This window comes from Sanguibacter massiliensis, assembly GCF_900240335.1.
GTDB classification, from domain to species: Bacteria; Actinomycetota; Actinomycetes; order Actinomycetales; family Cellulomonadaceae; genus Flavimobilis; species Flavimobilis massiliensis.
Genome location: NZ_LT964979.1, coordinates 1,689,415 through 1,705,388, shown reverse-complemented (window position 1 = coordinate 1,705,388; position 15,974 = coordinate 1,689,415). Strand labels below are relative to the sequence as shown.

Sequence of the window (15,974 nt, the reverse complement as noted above, 5' to 3'; positions counted from 1 at the left end):
GTGACGGTCGGCTATCAGCCGTCGGCCAGCTCCTGGGGGGACAGCGTCGTCACAGTGCCGGGACGCCGGCCGAGGACGAGGTCGCGGACCGCGTCGCGGTCCGGCTTGCCGATGCCGAGCCGCGGCACGGCATCGACGATCTCGAGGGCCCGTGGCGCGGCCGGCGCCGACACGGTCGCGCGCACGTGCGCGCGGACGTCGTCGATCGTCGGGGCGGCTGCGCCCGGCGCGAGGGTCGCGACGGCGATGACGGCCGTGCCCCACTCATCGTCGGGCACACCGACGACGGCGACCTCACCGAGCCCCTGCCATCCTGCGAGCGCGGCCTCGACGGCCCCCGCGACGACTTTCTCGCCGCCCGTGACGATGACGTCGTCCGAGCGGCCGTGGACCGTGAGCGTGAGGAACGACGTGTCCTCGGAAAGCTCGAGAGTGCCGAGGTCCGGCGTGCGCAGCCACCGGCCGCCGTGGATCGTCGTGTACGACTGCGCGTCGGCGATGTCGTCGTCGAGGTACCCGACCGACAGGACGCGCCCCGAGACGAGGACGTGCCCCTCGGCGGACGTGCGGATGCGCACGCCCGTGAGCGGGATCCCGTCGTACACGCAGCCGCCGCACGTCTCCGACATGCCGTACGTCGTCACGACGCGCACGCCCGCGTCAGCGGCGCGGGCCGCGAGCTCGGGCGCAAGCGCCGCACCGCCGACGAGCACCGCGTCGAAGGACCTCAGTGCCGCGAGCGCCGCCGCGGCGTCAGGGCCCGGCTCGAGAAGTCGGTGGAGCTGGGTCGGTACGAGCGACGTGAACCGGCCGCCGCCCGGGGCGGCGGTCCGGGCGGGCATGCGCCCGACGGCTTCGGTGAACGCGTCCGCGCGGAAGGGCCCCTCGAGGAGCGTCGGGGTCGTCCCCGCGAGGACCGACCGCACGACGACCTGCATGCCCGCGATGTGCGTCGTCGGCAGGGCGAGCAGCCACGACCCCGTGCCGCCGAGCCGCTCGGCGCTTGCGGCGGCCGACGCGCGCAGGGCGTCAGCCGTGAGCATGACGCGCCGCGGCAGACCCGTCGAGCCCGACGTCCCGACGACGAGCGTGACGTCGTCAGGCACCCCGGCCGGCACCGTCGCCGCAGGAGAACCTTCCGGCGGCACCGGCTGGGAGAGGAGCGCAGGCCCCGAGCCGTCGAGGGCCGCCCGGACGAGCGCGGGCAGCGCGCTGTCCGGAATTCCTGAGGCCGCGGGCCAGATGACGGGACGGTGCACCCGACCACCCTAGCCGCGGACGTAGGCTTGCGGACGCGTGCGCAGTCGAGGCGTGCGGGGCAGGCAGAGAGGTGGACGACGTGATCCGTAGGACGATGCGAGGACGAGGAGCCGTCATGGCCCTCGCCGGGACGCTCGTGGCGACGCTGGGGCTGGCCGCGTGCAGCAAGGACCCGGAGCCGGCTCCGACGACGCCGACCGTGACGGTCGACGCGTCGGTCGACCCGTCGAAGACGGACGCCCCGACGCCCGAGGGCCCGATCATCTACCCGCTCACGGGCGTCAAGGTCGACGAGGTCCCGCAGCGGCCGGCGATCGCCGTCAAGGTCGAGAACACGGCTGCGGCGCGCCCGCAGTCGGGGCTCGAGGACGCTGACATCGTCTGGGAGACGGTCGTCGAGTTCGAGGTGCCGCGGTTCATCGCCGTCTACCACTCGAAGACACCTGAGAGCGTCGGCCCCGTGCGTTCGGCGCGGCCCGTCGACCTGCACGTCGCCGCGCCCATGCACGCGCTGCTCGTGGCGTCCGGCGCGCAGAAGCGCATGAACATCCGCATCGGTCGTCTCCCGGAGATCCAGTCGATCTCGCACGACGCGGGCGCGGCCGGTCTCGGCCGGATCTCGACGCGACGTGCGCCGCACAACGTCTACGCGGACCTCGCGACGGTCTGGAAGTCCGCGGACGCGAACCACTCGGCACCGCCGAGCGGCGAGCTGAAGTTTGCGCTCGAGGCCGACGAGGCGACCGCGGTCGTCGACGGCAAGGGCGCGAAGAACATCGCGATCTCCCTGTCGTCCGCGGCGCGACCCGCGTGGGCGTGGGACGCCGGCTCGTCGACGTGGCTGCGGTCCGAGGGCTCGGCGAAGGCGATGACGGCCGCGGGCACGCAGCTCGCGGCGACGAACCTCGTGCTCATCGAGACCGAGCAGCTCGACTCGAAGCTCGACGCCCAGGGGGGCGCGATGGTCCCCGACCAGAAGTTCAAGGGCAAGGGCAAGGCCCTCGTCGCGACGGGCGGCAAGGTCGTCGAGGCGACGTGGAAGAAGGCGGGTGTCTCCGACCCGCTCGAGCTCGTCGACGCCGACGGTGAGCCGATCCTCCTCGCCCCCGGCACCACGTGGATCGAGATGCTCAACAAGGGCAAGAGCTCGTACACGGTCGACTGAGTCCGACCCCGGTATGACGGCGTCTCCCCCGACCGGGGGAGACGCCGTCGTCATCTCCAGACCCGTGGCCGACGCGCCCGGGGAGGCCTGGGCGCGAGGGTTGAGCCATGACCACGACGCACCTCCACCACGTCCCCCGTCCGTCCGGCTCCGACGGCGCGGTGCGCCGCGTCGTCCGCCCCGCCCGTACCCGTCGCGACCGCGACCCGTGGCGCACGTCGACCGCGCCTGCTGCGGCGTCGGTCGCGCTGCTCACGGCGCTCGCGACGGCGCTCGCGCTCGGCTTGCGCGAGGCAGTCGAGCTGGCGCTGACGTTCTTCGTCTCCGGCTGAGGTTTCGGTTGCACCGACCGCCCCGCCCCGCAGGGGGGAGCGCGGCGCACGACGACGGGTCCCCGGCAGCCGCGGCTGCCGGGGACCCGTCGTCGTCGGTGCGTGATGTCAGTCGCGGTACTGCGTGAAGGCCGCGACGGCCGGGTCGGCGCCGAGGCGGCTGCCGTTCTCGAGGGCGTCGATCGCGGCGCGGTCCGTGTCTGTGAGCTCGAGGTCGACGGCGGCGAGGTTGGCGCGGTAGCGCTCGGGGGTCACCGACTTGGGGATAACGATGCGCTGGGTGCCGTCCTCGGGGACCTGGAAGACACCGAGCCCGACCTGGGGGATCTCGACGCCGTTGTGGAGGGTGACGGTGGGGATGTCCATCGCCCCATCGTGCTCCGCCTCCGCCCAGCGGTCTCATCGTTGCTCCCGCCGAAACGTTGATGCCGCACCGAGCGACTCGGAGGGGTCAGACGCTGTAAGGGTACGGAGACCAGTCGGGCCGACGGTGCTCGAGGAACGCGTCGCGCCCCTCGACGGCCTCGTCGGTCATGTACGCCAGGCGCGTCGCCTCCCCGGCGAAGACCTGCTGGCCCATGAGCCCGTCGTCGGCGAGGTTGAACGCGAACTTCAGCATGCGGATCGCCTGGGGCGACTTCTCGGCGATTGTCAGCGCGTACTCGAGCGCCAGGTCCTCGAGGTCGTCGTGCTCGGCGACGTCGTTGAGCGCGCCCCAGTCGTAGGCGTCCTGCGCGGAGTACTCGCGGGCGAGGAAGAAGATCTCCCGCGCGCGCTTCTGGCCGATCTGGCGGGCGAGATAGGCGGAGCCGTAGCCGCCGTCGAACGAGCCGACGTTCGCGTCGGTCTGCTTGAAGCGGGCGTGCTCGCGGCAGCCGATCGAGAGGTCGGCGACGACGTGGAGGGAGTGCCCACCGCCTGCGGCCCAGCCGTCGACGACGGCGACGACGACCTTGGGCATCGTGCGGATGAGTCGCTGCACCTCGAGGATGTGGAGGCGTCCGGCGCGCGCGGGGTCGACGGTGTCGGCGGTCTCGCCCTCGGCGTAGCGGTAGCCGTCGCGGCCGCGGATGCGCTGGTCGCCGCCCGAGCAGAACGCCCAGCCGCCGTCGCGCTCGGAGGGGCCGTTGCCCGCGAGGAGGACGGTGCCGACGTCGGAGGTGAGGCGCGCGTGGTCGAGGATCCGGTAGAGCTCGTCGACGGTTCCGGGGCGGAACGCGTTGCGGACCTCGGGGCGGTCGAAGGCGACGCGGACGACGGGCAGGTCGCGCTCGGCGGTGACGGTGCCGTCGGCGGCGCAGGTGCGCTCGACGCCGCGGTGGTACGTCATGTCGACGAGGTCCTCGAAGCCGGCGACCGTGCGCCATCGCATGGGGTCGAAGGTCTGGGACACCTGGGCCGGGATCTCGCTCATGTCCTCACCCTAGCGAGCGCGCGGTGGGTCGCGTCACACAGTGGTACGTGCGTACCACTGGGTTGGTACGCTCGTACCGATTCGGTTCCGTCCACCTCGTCGCCCGACGGATTGATGGCTTCCCCCGTCGAACGGGGGAAGCCATCAATCCGTCGGCCAGCCGGGAGCACCCCATGGCATGGCTCGTCCTCGTCGTCTCCGGCCTCCTCGAAGCCGGCTGGGCCCTCAGCCTCAAGGCCTCGCACGGCTTCACGCGGCTGTGGCCCACAGTGACCTTCGGCGTCCTCCTCGTCCTGTCGATGCTCGGCCTCGCCTACGCGCTGAGGACGCTCCCGGTCGGCGTCGCGTACGCCGTGTGGACGGGCATCGGGGCCACGACGACGGCCGTCGTCGCGGTGTTCGCGTTCGGCGAGACGATGAACGTCGTCAAGGCCGTCTCGCTCGTCCTCATCGTCGCGGGGATCGTCGGCCTCAACCTCTCGGGCGGGGGTCACTGATGCCGGCGCCCCGCCCGCGCGGCGCCGCGCGTCGGGACGCGCTCGTCGACGCAGCGGTCGCGCTCGTCCTTGAGGAGGGGCCGGCCGCGCTCACGCACCGTGCGCTCGCGGCCCGGGCCGGGCTTCCGCTCGCCTCGACGACGTACCACTTCGCGTCGCTTGACGAGATCCTCGGTGCGGTCGGGGCGCGGCTCGCGAAGCGCTGGCAGGCCGCGGTGCGCGACGTGCTCGACGACCGTGCGGCGATCGCTGCGGCGACGACGGTCGAGCTGCGGGCGGACCTGCTCGTGCGCGCCCTCCTGCCGCCGGGGGGTGACGACGTCGTGAGGGCTCACTACGCGCACCTCGTCGGGGTCGGGCGCTCGCGGCTCGGGCACGAGTACGCGGCGTCACGGCCCGTGCTCGACGAGGAGATCGGCCGGCTGCTCGCGGCTCTCGGGGTGGCGGGTGCCGGGGCGACGCTCGTGCTCGCCGTCGTCGACGGGGGTGCGGTCGCGGCGCTGAGCGAGGCGCGTGAGGTTCGCCCGACAGTCGCTGCCCGGTTGAGGGAGCTACTCGGGGGAGTCGCGCACCCGTAGGCGTCCGTTTCGGGCGTGGTTGCGGAAGGTTCCCACACGACCGGGCATCGTCTCTGCCCGATCCTGTGGGAAAGGGTTGACGGCACGGGTGAACTCGGGCATGATCGGTCATGTCGACGGTGATTGTCGACGAGGACTCTGCCCGCAACGTCGCGCCGTGAGGAGCACCCGCCGTGTACGCCCCGGAACGCCAGAACGAGATCGTCGCCCGAGCCCGCGCCGCCGGCCGCGTCGACGTCGCGACCCTCGCCGCCGAGCTCGACGTCGCAGCCGAGACCGTCCGCCGCGACCTCACCGTCCTCGAGCGCCGCGGCCTCCTGCGCCGCGTCCACGGCGGCGCCGTCCCCGTCGAACGCCTCACGCTTGAGCCGTCCGTCGACGAGCGCGACCTCGCCAACACCGACGCCAAGGACGCGATCGCCCGCGCCGCGCTCGCCCTCCTCGACGACGCATCGACGATCGTCATCGACGGCGGCACGACGACCGCCCGCCTCGCCGCGCTCCTTCCCGAGGGCCGCGAGCTCACCGTCATCACGCACGCCCTGCCCGTCGCCGCCGCCGTCGCGACCCGGCCCGGCATCACCCTCCACCTCGTCGGCGGGCACGTCCGCGGCCGCACCCTCGTCGCGACCGGCCCCTGGACGACGGCCGCGCTCGGCTCGCTGCGCGCCGACGTCGTCGTCCTCGGGGCCAACGGCGTGAGCGTCGACCGCGGCCTCACGACCCCCGACCTCGCCGAGGCCGAGGCCAAGCGCGCGCTCGCCGCCGCAGGCCGCCGCGTCATCGTCCTCGCCGACCACACGAAGATCGGCCGCGACGAGCTCGTCGCGTTCGCGACGATCGAGTCCGTCGACACCCTCGTCACCGACGCGGGCGTCGACCCCGACCTCCTCACGGAGCTTGCCGCCGCAGGCGTCGGGGTGGTGACCGCATGATCGTCACGCTCACCCCCAACCCGTCCGTCGACCGCGCCTACGACGTCGAAGCCCTCGCACGCGGCGGCATCAACCGTGCGGGCGCCGTCCACGTCGACGCGGGCGGCAAGGGCATCAACGTCTCGCGCGCGCTCGCCGCGCACGCCGTCCCCACCGTCGCCGTCCTTCCCGTCGGCGGCGCCGACGGCGAGCTCCTCGTCACCCTCCTCGCCCCGACCGACGTCACCGTGCGCGCCGTCCCCGTCCCCGGCGACACCCGCTCGAACATCACGCTCCAGGAGTCCGACGGCACGACGACGAAGATCAACGCGCCCGGCCCGGAGCTCGACACCGCCGCGGGCGCGCGGCTCCTCGCCGCGGTCGTCGCGACCGTCGGGCCCGGCGACACCGTCGTCGGCGCCGGATCCCTCCCGCGCGGCCTCGCCCCCGACTTCTACGTGACGCTCGCCGCCGCCGTCCGGGAGCGCGGCGCGCGTCTTGTCCTCGACACGTCCGGAGGCCCGCTCGTCGCGGCCGCCCGCGCGGGCGGCGTCGCGCTCGCCAAGCCCAACGACGACGAGCTCGCCGAGCTCGTCGGACGCGAGCTCACGACCGTCGGCGACGTCGTCGAGGCCGCGCGCGAGGTCCTCGCGCGCGGAACCGACGCGCTCCTCGTCTCCCTCGGTGCGCACGGCGCGCTCCTCGTCACCGCCGACCACCACTGGTGGGCCAGCGGCCCCGCCCTCGTTCCCGCCTCGACGGTCGGCGCGGGCGACACGACCCTCGCCGGCTACCTCGCCGCCGAGCACGCAGGTGCCGACCCTGCCGACTGCCTCCGCACCGCCGTCGCCTGGGGGCGCGCCGCGGTGCTCCTGCCCGGGACCGCGGTCCCGGGCCCCGACCTCGTCGACGTCGACGCGGTCACGCTCGTCCCCGACCCTGCACCGGCCACCCTCGTCAAGGAGCTGTAGACATGCCCACCCATCTGATCCCCGCCGATCTCGTTGCCATCGACCTGCCTGCCGCGACGAAGGACGTCGTCATCGAAACGCTCGCCGAGCGCCTCGCCGCCGCCGGGCGCGTCACGGACGGCGAGACGTTCGCTGCCGACGTCCGCGCCCGCGAGGCACAGACCCCAACCGGCCTCCCCGGACAGGTCGGCCTGCCGCACGCGAAGTCCGATGCCGTCCTCACACCCTCGCTCGCCGTCGCGACCGTCCCGGGCGGCGTCGACTTCGGGGGACCCGACGGGCCTTCGACGCTCGTCTTCCTCATCGCTGCCCCCTCGATGGGCGACAACGTGCACCTGCAGATCCTCGCGAAGCTCGCGCGCAAGCTCATGAACGCCGAGTTCATGGAGTCCGTGCGGGGCGCCGCCGACGCCGAGACCCTCGCCGCGATTGTCAACGAGGCGGTGGCCTCGTGAAGCTCGTCGCCGTGACGTCCTGCCCCACGGGCATCGCGCACACCTACATGGCCGCCGAGGCCCTCGAGCAGGCGGGCAAGGCCCAGGGTCACGAGGTGACCGTCGAGACGCAGGGATCGATCGGCTCCGAGCCGCTCGACCCCGCGGTCATCGCGGCTGCCGACGGGGTGATCTTCGCCGCCGACCTCGAGGTCAAGGAGCGTGACCGCTTCGCCGGGCTGCCGGCCGTCGACGTCGGCGTCAAGCGTGCCGTCCACGAGCCGGCGAAGGTTCTGGCCGAGGCGATTGCCGCGGTCGAGGCCGCGGCCGCGACGCCCGCTGCCGAGCGGCCCGTCGTCGCACCCGCCGCACCGCGACCCGCTGCGTCGGGCGCGGCGAAGGTCCGCCAGTGGCTCATGACCGGCGTCTCCCACATGATCCCGTTCGTCGCCGCGGGCGGCATCCTCATCGCCCTGAGCTTCATGCTCGCGCAGGTCGCGTGGGGCGGCGCCGAGGGTGCCGTCGAGGTGACGAACGCCGACGCCGCAGCGATCTTCGCGTCGTTCGACCCGCTGAGCCTCCAGCACTGGGCGGTCGTCCTCCTCAAGACCGGCCAGCTCGCGTTCGGCTTCCTCGTCCCCGTCCTCTCGGGCTACATCGCCTACGCGATCGCCGACCGCCCCGGCCTCGTCCCCGGCTTCGTCGGCGGCGCCGCCGCAGGCTTCGTCGGCGCGGGCTTCCTCGGCGGTCTCGTCACCGGCTTCGCGGCCGGCTTCGTCGCCCTGTGGATCAGCCGCTGGAAGGTCGCCAAGGGCGTCCGTGGCATCATGCCCGTCGTCGTCATCCCGCTGCTGTCGTCACTCGTGATCGGCATCCTCATGCTCGTCCTCCTTGGCCGTCCCATCGCGGGCGCCATGGAGGGCCTCACGAGCTGGCTCGGCGGCCTCCAGGGCGGGAGCATTCTCCTGCTCGGTGCGCTGCTCGGCGCGATGATGGGCTTCGACCTCGGCGGGCCCGTCAACAAGGTCGCGTATACGTTCGGCGTGACGGGCCTCGCGACGACCGGCCTCGCGGCCGACGCCGCGCAGTACAAGGTCATGGCGGCCGTCATGCTCGGCGGCATGGTCGCGCCCCTCGCGCTCGCGCTCGCGACCGTCGTGCGCCCGCGCCTCTTCACGGAGGTCGAGCGCGAGAACGGCAAGGCCGCGTGGCTACTCGGAGCGTCGTTCATCTCCGAGGGCGCGATCCCGTTCGCGGCGGCAGACCCGTGGCGCGTCATCCTCGCCTCGACCGTCGGCTCGGCCGTCACGGGTGCCGTGTCGATGGGCCTGGGCGTCTCGCTCGTCGCACCGCACGGCGGCGTGTGGGTCCTGCCGCTCGTCGGCAACCCGCTCGGGTTCGTCCTCGCGGTCCTCGCCGGCGTCGCGGTCTCGACCGTCCTCGTCATTCTCCTCAAGCAGACGCGCAAGGTCGCCGCACCCGTTGCGGAGCCCGTCGCCGCGTGAGGCCACCCGGGGGCGGGCCGGTGACACCGGCCGGCCCCCGGCGCGACCTCGTTGTCCACTCCACTCGGCCACCCCACTCGGCCACCCCACTCGGCCAGCCCGCTCGTCCAGCCGACTCGTCCAGCCCGCCCACTCCACCAGCCCGCACAGGAAGGCGCCCCCCATGCACCAGCGCACCGTCACCGTCGGATCCGCCTCGGGCCTCCACGCCCGCCCCGCCGCGCTCCTCGCAGCGGCCGCCGCAGAGCTCGCGCCCGCGACCGTCCTCATCGCCCGCCCGGGCAGCGAGGGTGTCGACGCGTCGAGCGTCCTCATGCTCATGACGCTCGGCGCCGGCCACGGCGAGACCGTCGAACTCTCGAGCGACGACGAGGGTGCGCTCGACACGGTCGCGGCGCTCGTCGCCGCGGACCTGGACGCACGATGACCGCCGGAGGCCGGACGCTCGCGGGAGTCGGCGTCGGTCGCGGGGCCGTCGTCGGCCCGGTTGCGCTCGTCCGCGCGCCCGCGGAGCTGCCCGACGACGCCCCCGCGGTTCGCGACGGGGCGCCAGCGGCCGCGGACGACGTCGAGCAGGTCGTCGTCGACGCGTTCGCGGCGGTCGCGGCGGACCTGCGGGCACGGGCCGACCGCGCGAGTGGACCGCTCGCCGAGGTGCTCGGGGCGACCGTCCTCATCGCCTCGGATCCCTCGCTCCTCGCGGGTGCCCGTGCCGAGCTCGGCGCGGGGGCAGCGCCCGTCGCCGCGGTTCGCGCGGCCGTCGGGCGCTTCATCGACATGTTCACGTCGATGGGTGGGCTCATGGCCGAGCGCGTCACCGATCTCGTGTCGGTGCGTGACCGCGTCGTCGCGCGGGTCGCGGGCGCGCCACTTCCGGGCGTGCCCGACCTCGCGGTGCCGAGCGTCGTCGTCGCGCGCGACCTCGCGCCCGCCGACACGGCGGCGCTCGACCTCGGCAAGGTCCTCGCGATCGTCACCGAGCTCGGTGGGCCGACGGGCCACACCGCGATCATCGCGGGTCAGCTCGGGCTGCCATGCCTCGTCCAGGTCGCCGGTGCGACCGCCCTCGAGGATGGGACGTCCGTCGTCGTCGACGCCCGCGCGGGCGAGCTCCGCGTCGACCCGTCGGACGACGACGTCGCCGAGGTCGCCGACCGCGCCCGGCGCGAGGCGGCGTTCGCGGACGACGCCGCACCCGGCGCGACGTCCGACGGCCACCCCGTCGACCTCCTCGCGAACATCGGCACCGCGGCCGACGCCGAGCGCGCCGCCGCCGCGGACGACGCGCGCACGGTCGCGGGCTCGGGCCTCTTCCGCACCGAGGTGCTCTTCCTCGACGCGACGACCGCGCCGAGCGTCGCGCAGCAGACGCGCGAGTACACGGCCGCGCTCACGGCGTTCGGCGACCGGAAGGTCGTCGTGAGGACGCTCGACGCGGGCGCGGACAAGCCGCTCGCGTTCGCGACCCTGCCCGACGAGGAGAACCCTGCGCTCGGCGTGCGCGGCTACCGCATCGACCGCGTCCACCCGCAGCTCCTCGCCGACCAGCTCGAGGCGCTCGCCGTAGCGGCCGCCGCGACGGGCACGCGTCCGTGGGTCATGGCGCCGATGGTCGCGACGCCCGCCGAGGCGCGCGCCCTCGCGACCGCGGCACGCGCCGCGGGCCTCGAGCAGGTCGGCGTCATGGTCGAGGTGCCGGCGGCCGCGCTGCGTGCTCGCGAGATCCTCGCCGAGGTCGACTTCGTCTCGATCGGTACGAACGACCTCGCGCAGTACACGATGGCGACGGACCGGCTGCGCGGCGAGCTCGCGGACCTCCTCGACCCGTGGCAGCCCGCAGTCCTCGACCTCGTCGCCGCGACCGCGCGCGCCGGCGCGGAGGCCGGCAAGCCCGTGGGCGTGTGCGGGGAGTCCGCGGGGGATCCCGTCATGGCGCTCGCCCTCGTGGGGCTCGGGGTGACGAGCCTGTCGATGTCGCTCGGGTCGGTGCCCGCGGTGCGGTTCGCGCTGCGCCGCCACACGCGGTCCCGGTGCGTCGAGATCGCGCAGGCCGCGCTCGCGGCGTCGTCGGCGGCGGACGCGCGGGCAGCGGCGGTGGCGCTCCTCGACGAGGAGGTCGCCGCGCTCCTCGCGTGAGCCCTCCGCCCGGGGCGCGGCCCCTCGCTAGGGTGGGGCGATGCACGTCTTCTCGATCCCGCTGACGACCCGCTTCCGACGCATCGAGGTGCGCGAGGGCGTGCTCCTGCGCGGGCCCGCCGGGTGGGCTGAGTTCTCGCCGTTCGCCGACTACGACGACGTCGAGTCGGCCGCCTGGCTGCGCGCGGCCCTCGAGGCCGCGCGCGAGGGGCATCCGCCGGCCGTGCGCGACCGCATCCCCGTCAACGTCACGGTGCCCGCGGTCGACGGGCCCCGCGCGCACGCGATCGTGCGGGCGTCGGGCGGCTGCACCACCGCGAAGGTCAAGGTCGCCGAGCCGGGGCAGTCGGAGGCGCAGGAGGTTGAGCGGCTCGAGGCCGTGCGGGACGCGCTCGGCCCTGCCGGACGCATCCGGATCGACGCGAACGGCGGCTGGGACGTCACGACGGCGCTCGCGCGTCTCGCGGTGCTCGACCGGGCGGCGGGAGGGCTCGAGTACGTCGAGCAGCCGTGCGCGAGCGTCGAGGATCTCGCCGCCGTCCGCCGCCGGACGGACGTGCTCGTCGCGGCCGACGAGTCGATCCGCCGCGCGGAGGATCCGTTCGAGGTCGTGCGGCGCGAGGCCGCGGACGTCGTCGTCCTCAAGGTGCAGCCGCTCGGCGGGGTGCGCGCGTGCCTGCGGCTCGCCGAGGACGTCGGTCTGCCCGTCGTCGTGTCGTCGGCGCTCGAGTCGTCGGTCGGTCTGGCGCAGGGCATCGCGCTCGCAGCCTCGCTGCCGGAGCTCCCGTTCGCGTGCGGGCTCGCGACGGCGCACCTGCTCACGGACGACACGGTCGTGCGTCCGCTGCTCCCGGTCGGCGGCGCGATCGGCGTGCGTCGTCCGGTCGTCGCGCCGGCCGCGCTCGCGCGCACGGCCGCGTCCGACGACGTCGCCGCGCGGTGGCGCGAGCGCCTTGAGCGGTGCGCGGCGGTGCTCGGCGAGGACCTCGCCGACGTCCTGGGATGATGGGCCGGTGACGTCCCCGTCGTACTCCGCCGCCCGGACCCTGCTTGCCGCGCTCGTGCGCCTCGGGGTGCGCGAGGTGGTCCTCGCGCCCGGGTCGCGCTCGGCGCCTCTCGCGTACGCGGCGGCCGAGGCCGCGGAGGCGGGGCTGCTCGAGCTCACGGTGCGCGTCGACGAGCGTGAGGCGGCGTTCACGGCGGTCGGGCTCGTGCGCGGTGCCGCGCTCGGCCGGGGCCCCGGGGCTCCCGGCGGTGCCGGGCACCGCGGCGTCGCTCCTGTCGTGGTCGTCACGACGTCGGGCACGGCGGTCGCGAACCTCCACCCGGCGGTGCTCGAGGCCCACCACGCGGGGCTGCCGCTGCTCCTGCTCACGGCCGACCGGCCGCACGAGCTGCGCGGCACGGGCGCAAGCCAGACGATCGACCAGCCGGGGATCTTCGGGGGCGCGGTGCGTCTTGCGGTTGACGTCCCCGCTCCGGACGGGCGGCAAGGGGAGGAGCGTGACCTCGTGCACCTCGCGGCGCGCGCGGTCGACGCTGCGTCGGGCACGCGTTCGGGCTTCCCGGGGCCGGTCCAGCTCAACCTCGCGTTCCGTGACCCGCTCGTGCCGGGGGCGGACGATGCCGCGCCGTGGCCTGACGTCCGGCCGCCTCGCGTGTCGGCGCCCACGGCGCGTCCGCTCGAGGTGAGCCCGTGGACGGCGGGCGAGCTCACGGACGGCGGGACGCTCGTCGTCGCGGGCGACAGCGACCGCGGTGAGGCGCGCGCGCTCGCCGAGGCGCGCGGCTGGCCGTTGCTCGCGGAGTGCGTGACACCGTCGGCGGGCGGCCCGATGCTCGTCCCCGCGCACGCGCACGTCCTCGCGGCCTCGCCGCTCACAGCCGACGTGCGTCGCGTCGTCGTCGTGGGTCGGCCGACGCTCTCGCGCCCGGTCCAGCGGCTCGTCGCCCGCGAGGATGTCGACGTCGTCGTCGTCGCCCCGCAGGGGGCGCCGTGGGCCGACGCGCCGCGCGGCGCGGGCGCGGTGCTGCCGGAGGTCCCGCTCGGCTGGTTCCTGCCCGACGACATGCTCGGCGACGGCCTGCGCACGGTGCGCCGCGACCGGTGGCGGGACGCGTGGCGCGCGGCCGGCGCCGCCGCCGCCGCGGCGATCGACGACGTGCTCGGGCTGGGCACGGCCGAGGACGGGCCCCGGGGTGCACGGGTTGCCGACGCCACGGCGACGACCGGCCCGGTCGGCGCGCTCACCGCGGAGGGGGCCGTGCGGGTCCTCGCGGACGCGCTCGTGCCGGCCGACGTCCTCGTCGTCGGCTCGTCGAACCCGGTGCGGGACCTCGATCTTGTCCACCGGTGGGTCACGCCGCCGCGCGTCGTCGCCAACCGCGGTGTCGCGGGCATCGACGGGCTGCTCGCGACGGCGGTGGGGACGGCGCTTGCTCTCTCCCGGCCGGGGCTCAGCGGGATTGAGGGGCAGACCGTCCGGGCGCTCGTCGGAGACCTCACGTTCCTCCACGGGGCGGGCGGGCTGGCGGCAGCGCGCGGGGAGGGGCGCCCGCAGCTGCAGATCGTCGTCGTCAACGATGCGGGCGGCTCGATCTTCACGGGGCTCGAGCACGGTGCGCTCGCGGAGGCGGCACCGGCGCGTGCGGCGGCGGTCGAGCGTGTGTTCGGCACGCCGCACGACGTCGACCTGGGGGCGCTGTGCGCGGCGCACGGCGTCCCGCACGTCGTCGTCGAGGATGCTGACGCGTTGCGGTCGGCGCTCGCGTCGCCGGGGCGTGGCACGTGCGTCGTCGAGGTGCGCGTGGACCGGGCAGACCGCCGCGCACGCGCGTCGGCGATCTCGGACGCCCTCGACGCACGCCTCACCCCTTCCTCCGCGAGATAGGGGTTCCGGGTCGGGACAGGGCTCGACCGACCCGTGTCCCGACGCCTCACCGCTGTCTCGGGGCGAGGGCGTGCGCGGAACTCCCAGAGAACTCTCAGGGTCGTCGATGCGTGCGCTCAGGGTCGGATGGTCGACTGAAGGCGTTGAAGGAGGTCCACCATGGACGAGAACACCACGCAGCCGATCCCCGCAGCCGGGGGCGAGCCCACCCCCGAGGGACGCCCCGGGACCACCGACGCCCAGCAGCACGGAGCGCCGCAGCAGGCCGCTCCGCAGCCGAACACCTTCGCGGCCCCGGACGCGCCCCTGCCCGGGCCCGTGCCCCCGGCCCCGCAGCCGACGGCGCCCCCGCAGNCAGAAGACGGCAGACGAGTGCCTCTCTGGTCTTTTTGTTTCCAAGAGGAAGACGACATACAGGTTCTGTTTCGCTGTCGTGGGCTCGGGGATGTTTATAAGAGACCGGCACCGCGCAGGTCCCGCACCTGGCCCGCCGTCGTCGCGACGGCCGCGGCTACGGCTCTCGTCGTCGGTGGCGGCGCGGCCTACGTCACGTCGCAGCTCGTGGACCCGCCCGCGGCGTCCGCCGGCTCGTCGACGACCGTCAACGGTCTCGGCACGAACTCGACGATCAGCGTCGACGCGGTCGCGCCAGCCAGCTGGGAGGCGGTCGCCGCGCGCGTCGCCCCGACCGTCGTCGCGATCGACGTCGTCTCGCAGAAGGGGGAGTCCCAGGGCTCGGGCGTCATCATCGACACGGCGGGCCACATCCTCACGAACAACCACGTCGTCGCGGGCGCGAAGGACGACACGGTGACGGTCCAGCTGAGCGACGGACGGCTCCTCGACGCGAAGATCGTCGGTCTCGACGCCTCGACGGACCTCGCGGTCGTCAAGCTCGTCGACCCGCCGAGCGACCTCGCCGCCGCGACGCTCGCCGACTCGACGAAGGTCGTCGTCGGCAACGCGGTCATGGCGGTCGGCAACCCGCTCGGGCTCGCCAACACGGTGACGACCGGCATCGTCTCGGCCGTCGACCGTCCGGTGTCGACGTCCGACGGCACGCAGGAGTCGACTGCCGTGACGAACGCGATCCAGATCGACGCGGCGATCAACCCCGGCAACTCGGGCGGCCCGTTGTTCAACGCGGAGGGGCAGGTCATCGGCATCACGTCGTCGATCGCGACGCTGTCGAGCGGATCGGGCCAGTCGGGCTCGATCGGGCTTGGATTCGCGATCCCCGCGAACCTCGCGCGGTCGATCGGCGACCAGCTCATCGCGAACGGCACGGCCGAGCACGCGTTCCTCGGGGTGTCGCTCCGTGACGGCACCGCGACCGCGGACGGAACGACGCGTCGTGGCGCGCAGGTCGTCGAGGTGACCTCGGGCTCGGCGGCCGCCGAGGGCGGCGTCGTCGAGGGCGACGTCATCGTCGCGATCGACGGCAAAGCCGTGAGCGGGGCCGAGTACCTCACCGCGGCCGTGCGTGAGCGTGTCGAGGGTGACCGGGCGGTCCTCACGGTCGTGCGTCACGGCGCGGCGAAGGACCTCACGGTGACGCTCACGGCGCGCCAGGACACCGCCGCGACGCCCGGCGACGACGGCAGCACCACCCCTGATGAGCAGCGTCCGAGCCGCCCTGGGAACGACTCCGGGAACACCTTCCCGGGGGATATGACCCAGGACGAGTTCTTCCAGTGGCTCCAGGAGAACCTCTGATCTAGATTAGGAACAGGTCGCGGTCCCGCCCCCTGTCGGGCACCGCGGCACTCGCCCGACGGTGTATCCCTGACGCCGTCGGAGCCGCGGCGAGTCGGTCCCCCTGCCGATGACGCCGCCGGAGGGCCGAGGCGATTCCCTGACGCCTCGGCCCTCCCTCT

The 15,974-nt window shown here is 74.4% G+C and carries 15 protein-coding genes and 1 pseudogene; 13 read left to right on the top strand and 3 right to left on the bottom strand.

Annotation, left to right across the window (positions count from 1 at the left end):
* Nucleotides 1–14: 14 nt before the first annotated feature.
* Nucleotides 15–1,259 (bottom strand): AMP-binding protein, encoded by a 1,245-nt coding sequence (locus tag C1729_RS07940; RefSeq protein ID WP_102509470.1) that lies wholly within the window; start codon nt 1,257–1,259, stop codon nt 15–17.
* A gap of 116 nt (nt 1,260–1,375) precedes the next feature.
* Between C1729_RS07940 and C1729_RS07935 the strand changes: the two genes are divergently transcribed.
* Both C1729_RS07935 and C1729_RS07930 read left to right on the top strand, forming a co-directional pair.
* Nucleotides 1,376–2,425, top strand: coding sequence for a DUF3048 domain-containing protein (locus tag C1729_RS07935; protein WP_242493757.1), 1,050 nt, complete (start codon nt 1,376–1,378; stop codon nt 2,423–2,425).
* A gap of 107 nt (nt 2,426–2,532) precedes the next feature.
* Nucleotides 2,533–2,757 (top strand): hypothetical protein, encoded by a 225-nt coding sequence (locus C1729_RS07930; RefSeq protein ID WP_102509469.1) that lies wholly within the window; start codon nt 2,533–2,535, stop codon nt 2,755–2,757.
* A gap of 108 nt (nt 2,758–2,865) precedes the next feature.
* On the opposite strand, the pseudogene C1729_RS15345 reads toward C1729_RS07930, so the two are convergent.
* Nucleotides 2,866–3,030: pseudogene (locus C1729_RS15345) on the bottom strand (aldo/keto reductase); the annotation flags it as partial.
* A gap of 178 nt (nt 3,031–3,208) precedes the next feature.
* Complete coding sequence (locus C1729_RS07920; protein ID WP_102509467.1) at nt 3,209–4,171, bottom strand: 1,4-dihydroxy-2-naphthoyl-CoA synthase; 963 nt, start codon at nt 4,169–4,171, stop codon at nt 3,209–3,211.
* Nucleotides 4,172–4,344: 173 nt separating this feature from the next.
* Between C1729_RS07920 and C1729_RS07915 the strand changes: the two genes are divergently transcribed.
* The 11 genes from C1729_RS07915 (at nt 4,345) to C1729_RS07865 (ending at nt 15,813) form a co-directional block, all read left to right on the top strand.
* Complete coding sequence (locus C1729_RS07915) at nt 4,345–4,668, top strand: DMT family transporter (protein WP_102509466.1); 324 nt, start codon at nt 4,345–4,347, stop codon at nt 4,666–4,668.
* On the top strand, nt 4,668–5,246 hold the full coding sequence (locus tag C1729_RS07910; protein ID WP_102509465.1) for a TetR/AcrR family transcriptional regulator: 579 nt from the start codon (nt 4,668–4,670) through the stop codon (nt 5,244–5,246). The genes C1729_RS07915 and C1729_RS07910 overlap by 1 nt, the downstream gene beginning before the upstream one ends.
* A gap of 173 nt (nt 5,247–5,419) precedes the next feature.
* Nucleotides 5,420–6,181, top strand: coding sequence for a DeoR/GlpR family DNA-binding transcription regulator (locus C1729_RS07905; protein ID WP_102509464.1), 762 nt, complete (start codon nt 5,420–5,422; stop codon nt 6,179–6,181).
* Nucleotides 6,178–7,131, top strand: coding sequence for a 1-phosphofructokinase (gene pfkB / locus C1729_RS07900; RefSeq protein WP_102509463.1), 954 nt, complete (start codon nt 6,178–6,180; stop codon nt 7,129–7,131). The genes C1729_RS07905 and pfkB overlap by 4 nt, the downstream gene beginning before the upstream one ends.
* Before the next feature lie 2 nt (nt 7,132–7,133).
* The gene (locus C1729_RS07895; protein ID WP_102509462.1) at nt 7,134–7,586 is read left to right on the top strand and encodes a PTS sugar transporter subunit IIA; all 453 of its coding nucleotides are present in this window, start codon (nt 7,134–7,136) and stop codon (nt 7,584–7,586) included.
* Nucleotides 7,583–9,070, top strand: coding sequence for a PTS fructose transporter subunit IIC (locus C1729_RS07890; RefSeq protein WP_102509461.1), 1,488 nt, complete (start codon nt 7,583–7,585; stop codon nt 9,068–9,070). The genes C1729_RS07895 and C1729_RS07890 overlap by 4 nt, the downstream gene beginning before the upstream one ends.
* 163 nt (nt 9,071–9,233) lie before the next feature.
* Entirely contained in the window at nt 9,234–9,497 is a 264-nt protein-coding gene (locus C1729_RS07885) for an HPr family phosphocarrier protein (RefSeq protein WP_102509460.1), read from the top strand.
* Nucleotides 9,494–11,206 carry a putative PEP-binding protein gene (locus tag C1729_RS07880; protein WP_102509459.1) on the top strand — a complete coding sequence of 571 codons (1,713 nt, stop codon included), beginning with the start codon at nt 9,494–9,496 and terminating at the stop codon, nt 11,204–11,206. The genes C1729_RS07885 and C1729_RS07880 overlap by 4 nt, the downstream gene beginning before the upstream one ends.
* A 40-nt stretch (nt 11,207–11,246) precedes the next feature.
* Nucleotides 11,247–12,212 carry an o-succinylbenzoate synthase gene (locus C1729_RS07875; protein ID WP_102509458.1) on the top strand — a complete coding sequence of 322 codons (966 nt, stop codon included), beginning with the start codon at nt 11,247–11,249 and terminating at the stop codon, nt 12,210–12,212.
* 7 nt (nt 12,213–12,219) lie between these two features.
* A complete protein-coding gene (gene menD / locus C1729_RS07870) occupies nt 12,220–14,097 on the top strand; it encodes a 2-succinyl-5-enolpyruvyl-6-hydroxy-3-cyclohexene-1-carboxylic-acid synthase (protein WP_102509457.1) in 1,878 nt (625 codons plus the stop codon).
* Nucleotides 14,098–14,256: 159 nt separating this feature from the next.
* Nucleotides 14,257–15,813, top strand: a complete 1,557-nt coding sequence (locus C1729_RS07865; protein ID WP_102509456.1) for a S1C family serine protease — start codon at nt 14,257–14,259, stop codon at nt 15,811–15,813.
* Nucleotides 15,814–15,974: the final 161 nt, after the last annotated feature.

What these genes read in the sequence shown, in the direction of transcription:
- C1729_RS07935 (WP_242493757.1), top strand. Translation starts at nt 1,376, where the DNA reads ATGGCCCTCGCCGGGACGCTCGTGGCGACGCTGGGGCTGGCCGCGTGC.
- C1729_RS07930 (WP_102509469.1), top strand. Translation starts at nt 2,533, where the DNA reads ATGACCACGACGCACCTCCACCACGTCCCCCGTCCGTCCGGCTCCGAC.
- C1729_RS07920 (WP_102509467.1), bottom strand. Translation starts at nt 4,171, where the DNA reads ATGAGCGAGATCCCGGCCCAGGTGTCCCAGACCTTCGACCCCATGCGA.
- C1729_RS07915 (WP_102509466.1), top strand. Translation starts at nt 4,345, where the DNA reads ATGGCATGGCTCGTCCTCGTCGTCTCCGGCCTCCTCGAAGCCGGCTGG.
- C1729_RS07910 (WP_102509465.1), top strand. Translation starts at nt 4,668, where the DNA reads ATGCCGGCGCCCCGCCCGCGCGGCGCCGCGCGTCGGGACGCGCTCGTC.
- pfkB (WP_102509463.1), top strand. Translation starts at nt 6,178, where the DNA reads ATGATCGTCACGCTCACCCCCAACCCGTCCGTCGACCGCGCCTACGAC.
- C1729_RS07895 (WP_102509462.1), top strand. Translation starts at nt 7,134, where the DNA reads ATGCCCACCCATCTGATCCCCGCCGATCTCGTTGCCATCGACCTGCCT.
- C1729_RS07885 (WP_102509460.1), top strand. Translation starts at nt 9,234, where the DNA reads ATGCACCAGCGCACCGTCACCGTCGGATCCGCCTCGGGCCTCCACGCC.
- C1729_RS07880 (WP_102509459.1), top strand. Translation starts at nt 9,494, where the DNA reads ATGACCGCCGGAGGCCGGACGCTCGCGGGAGTCGGCGTCGGTCGCGGG.
- C1729_RS07875 (WP_102509458.1), top strand. Translation starts at nt 11,247, where the DNA reads ATGCACGTCTTCTCGATCCCGCTGACGACCCGCTTCCGACGCATCGAG.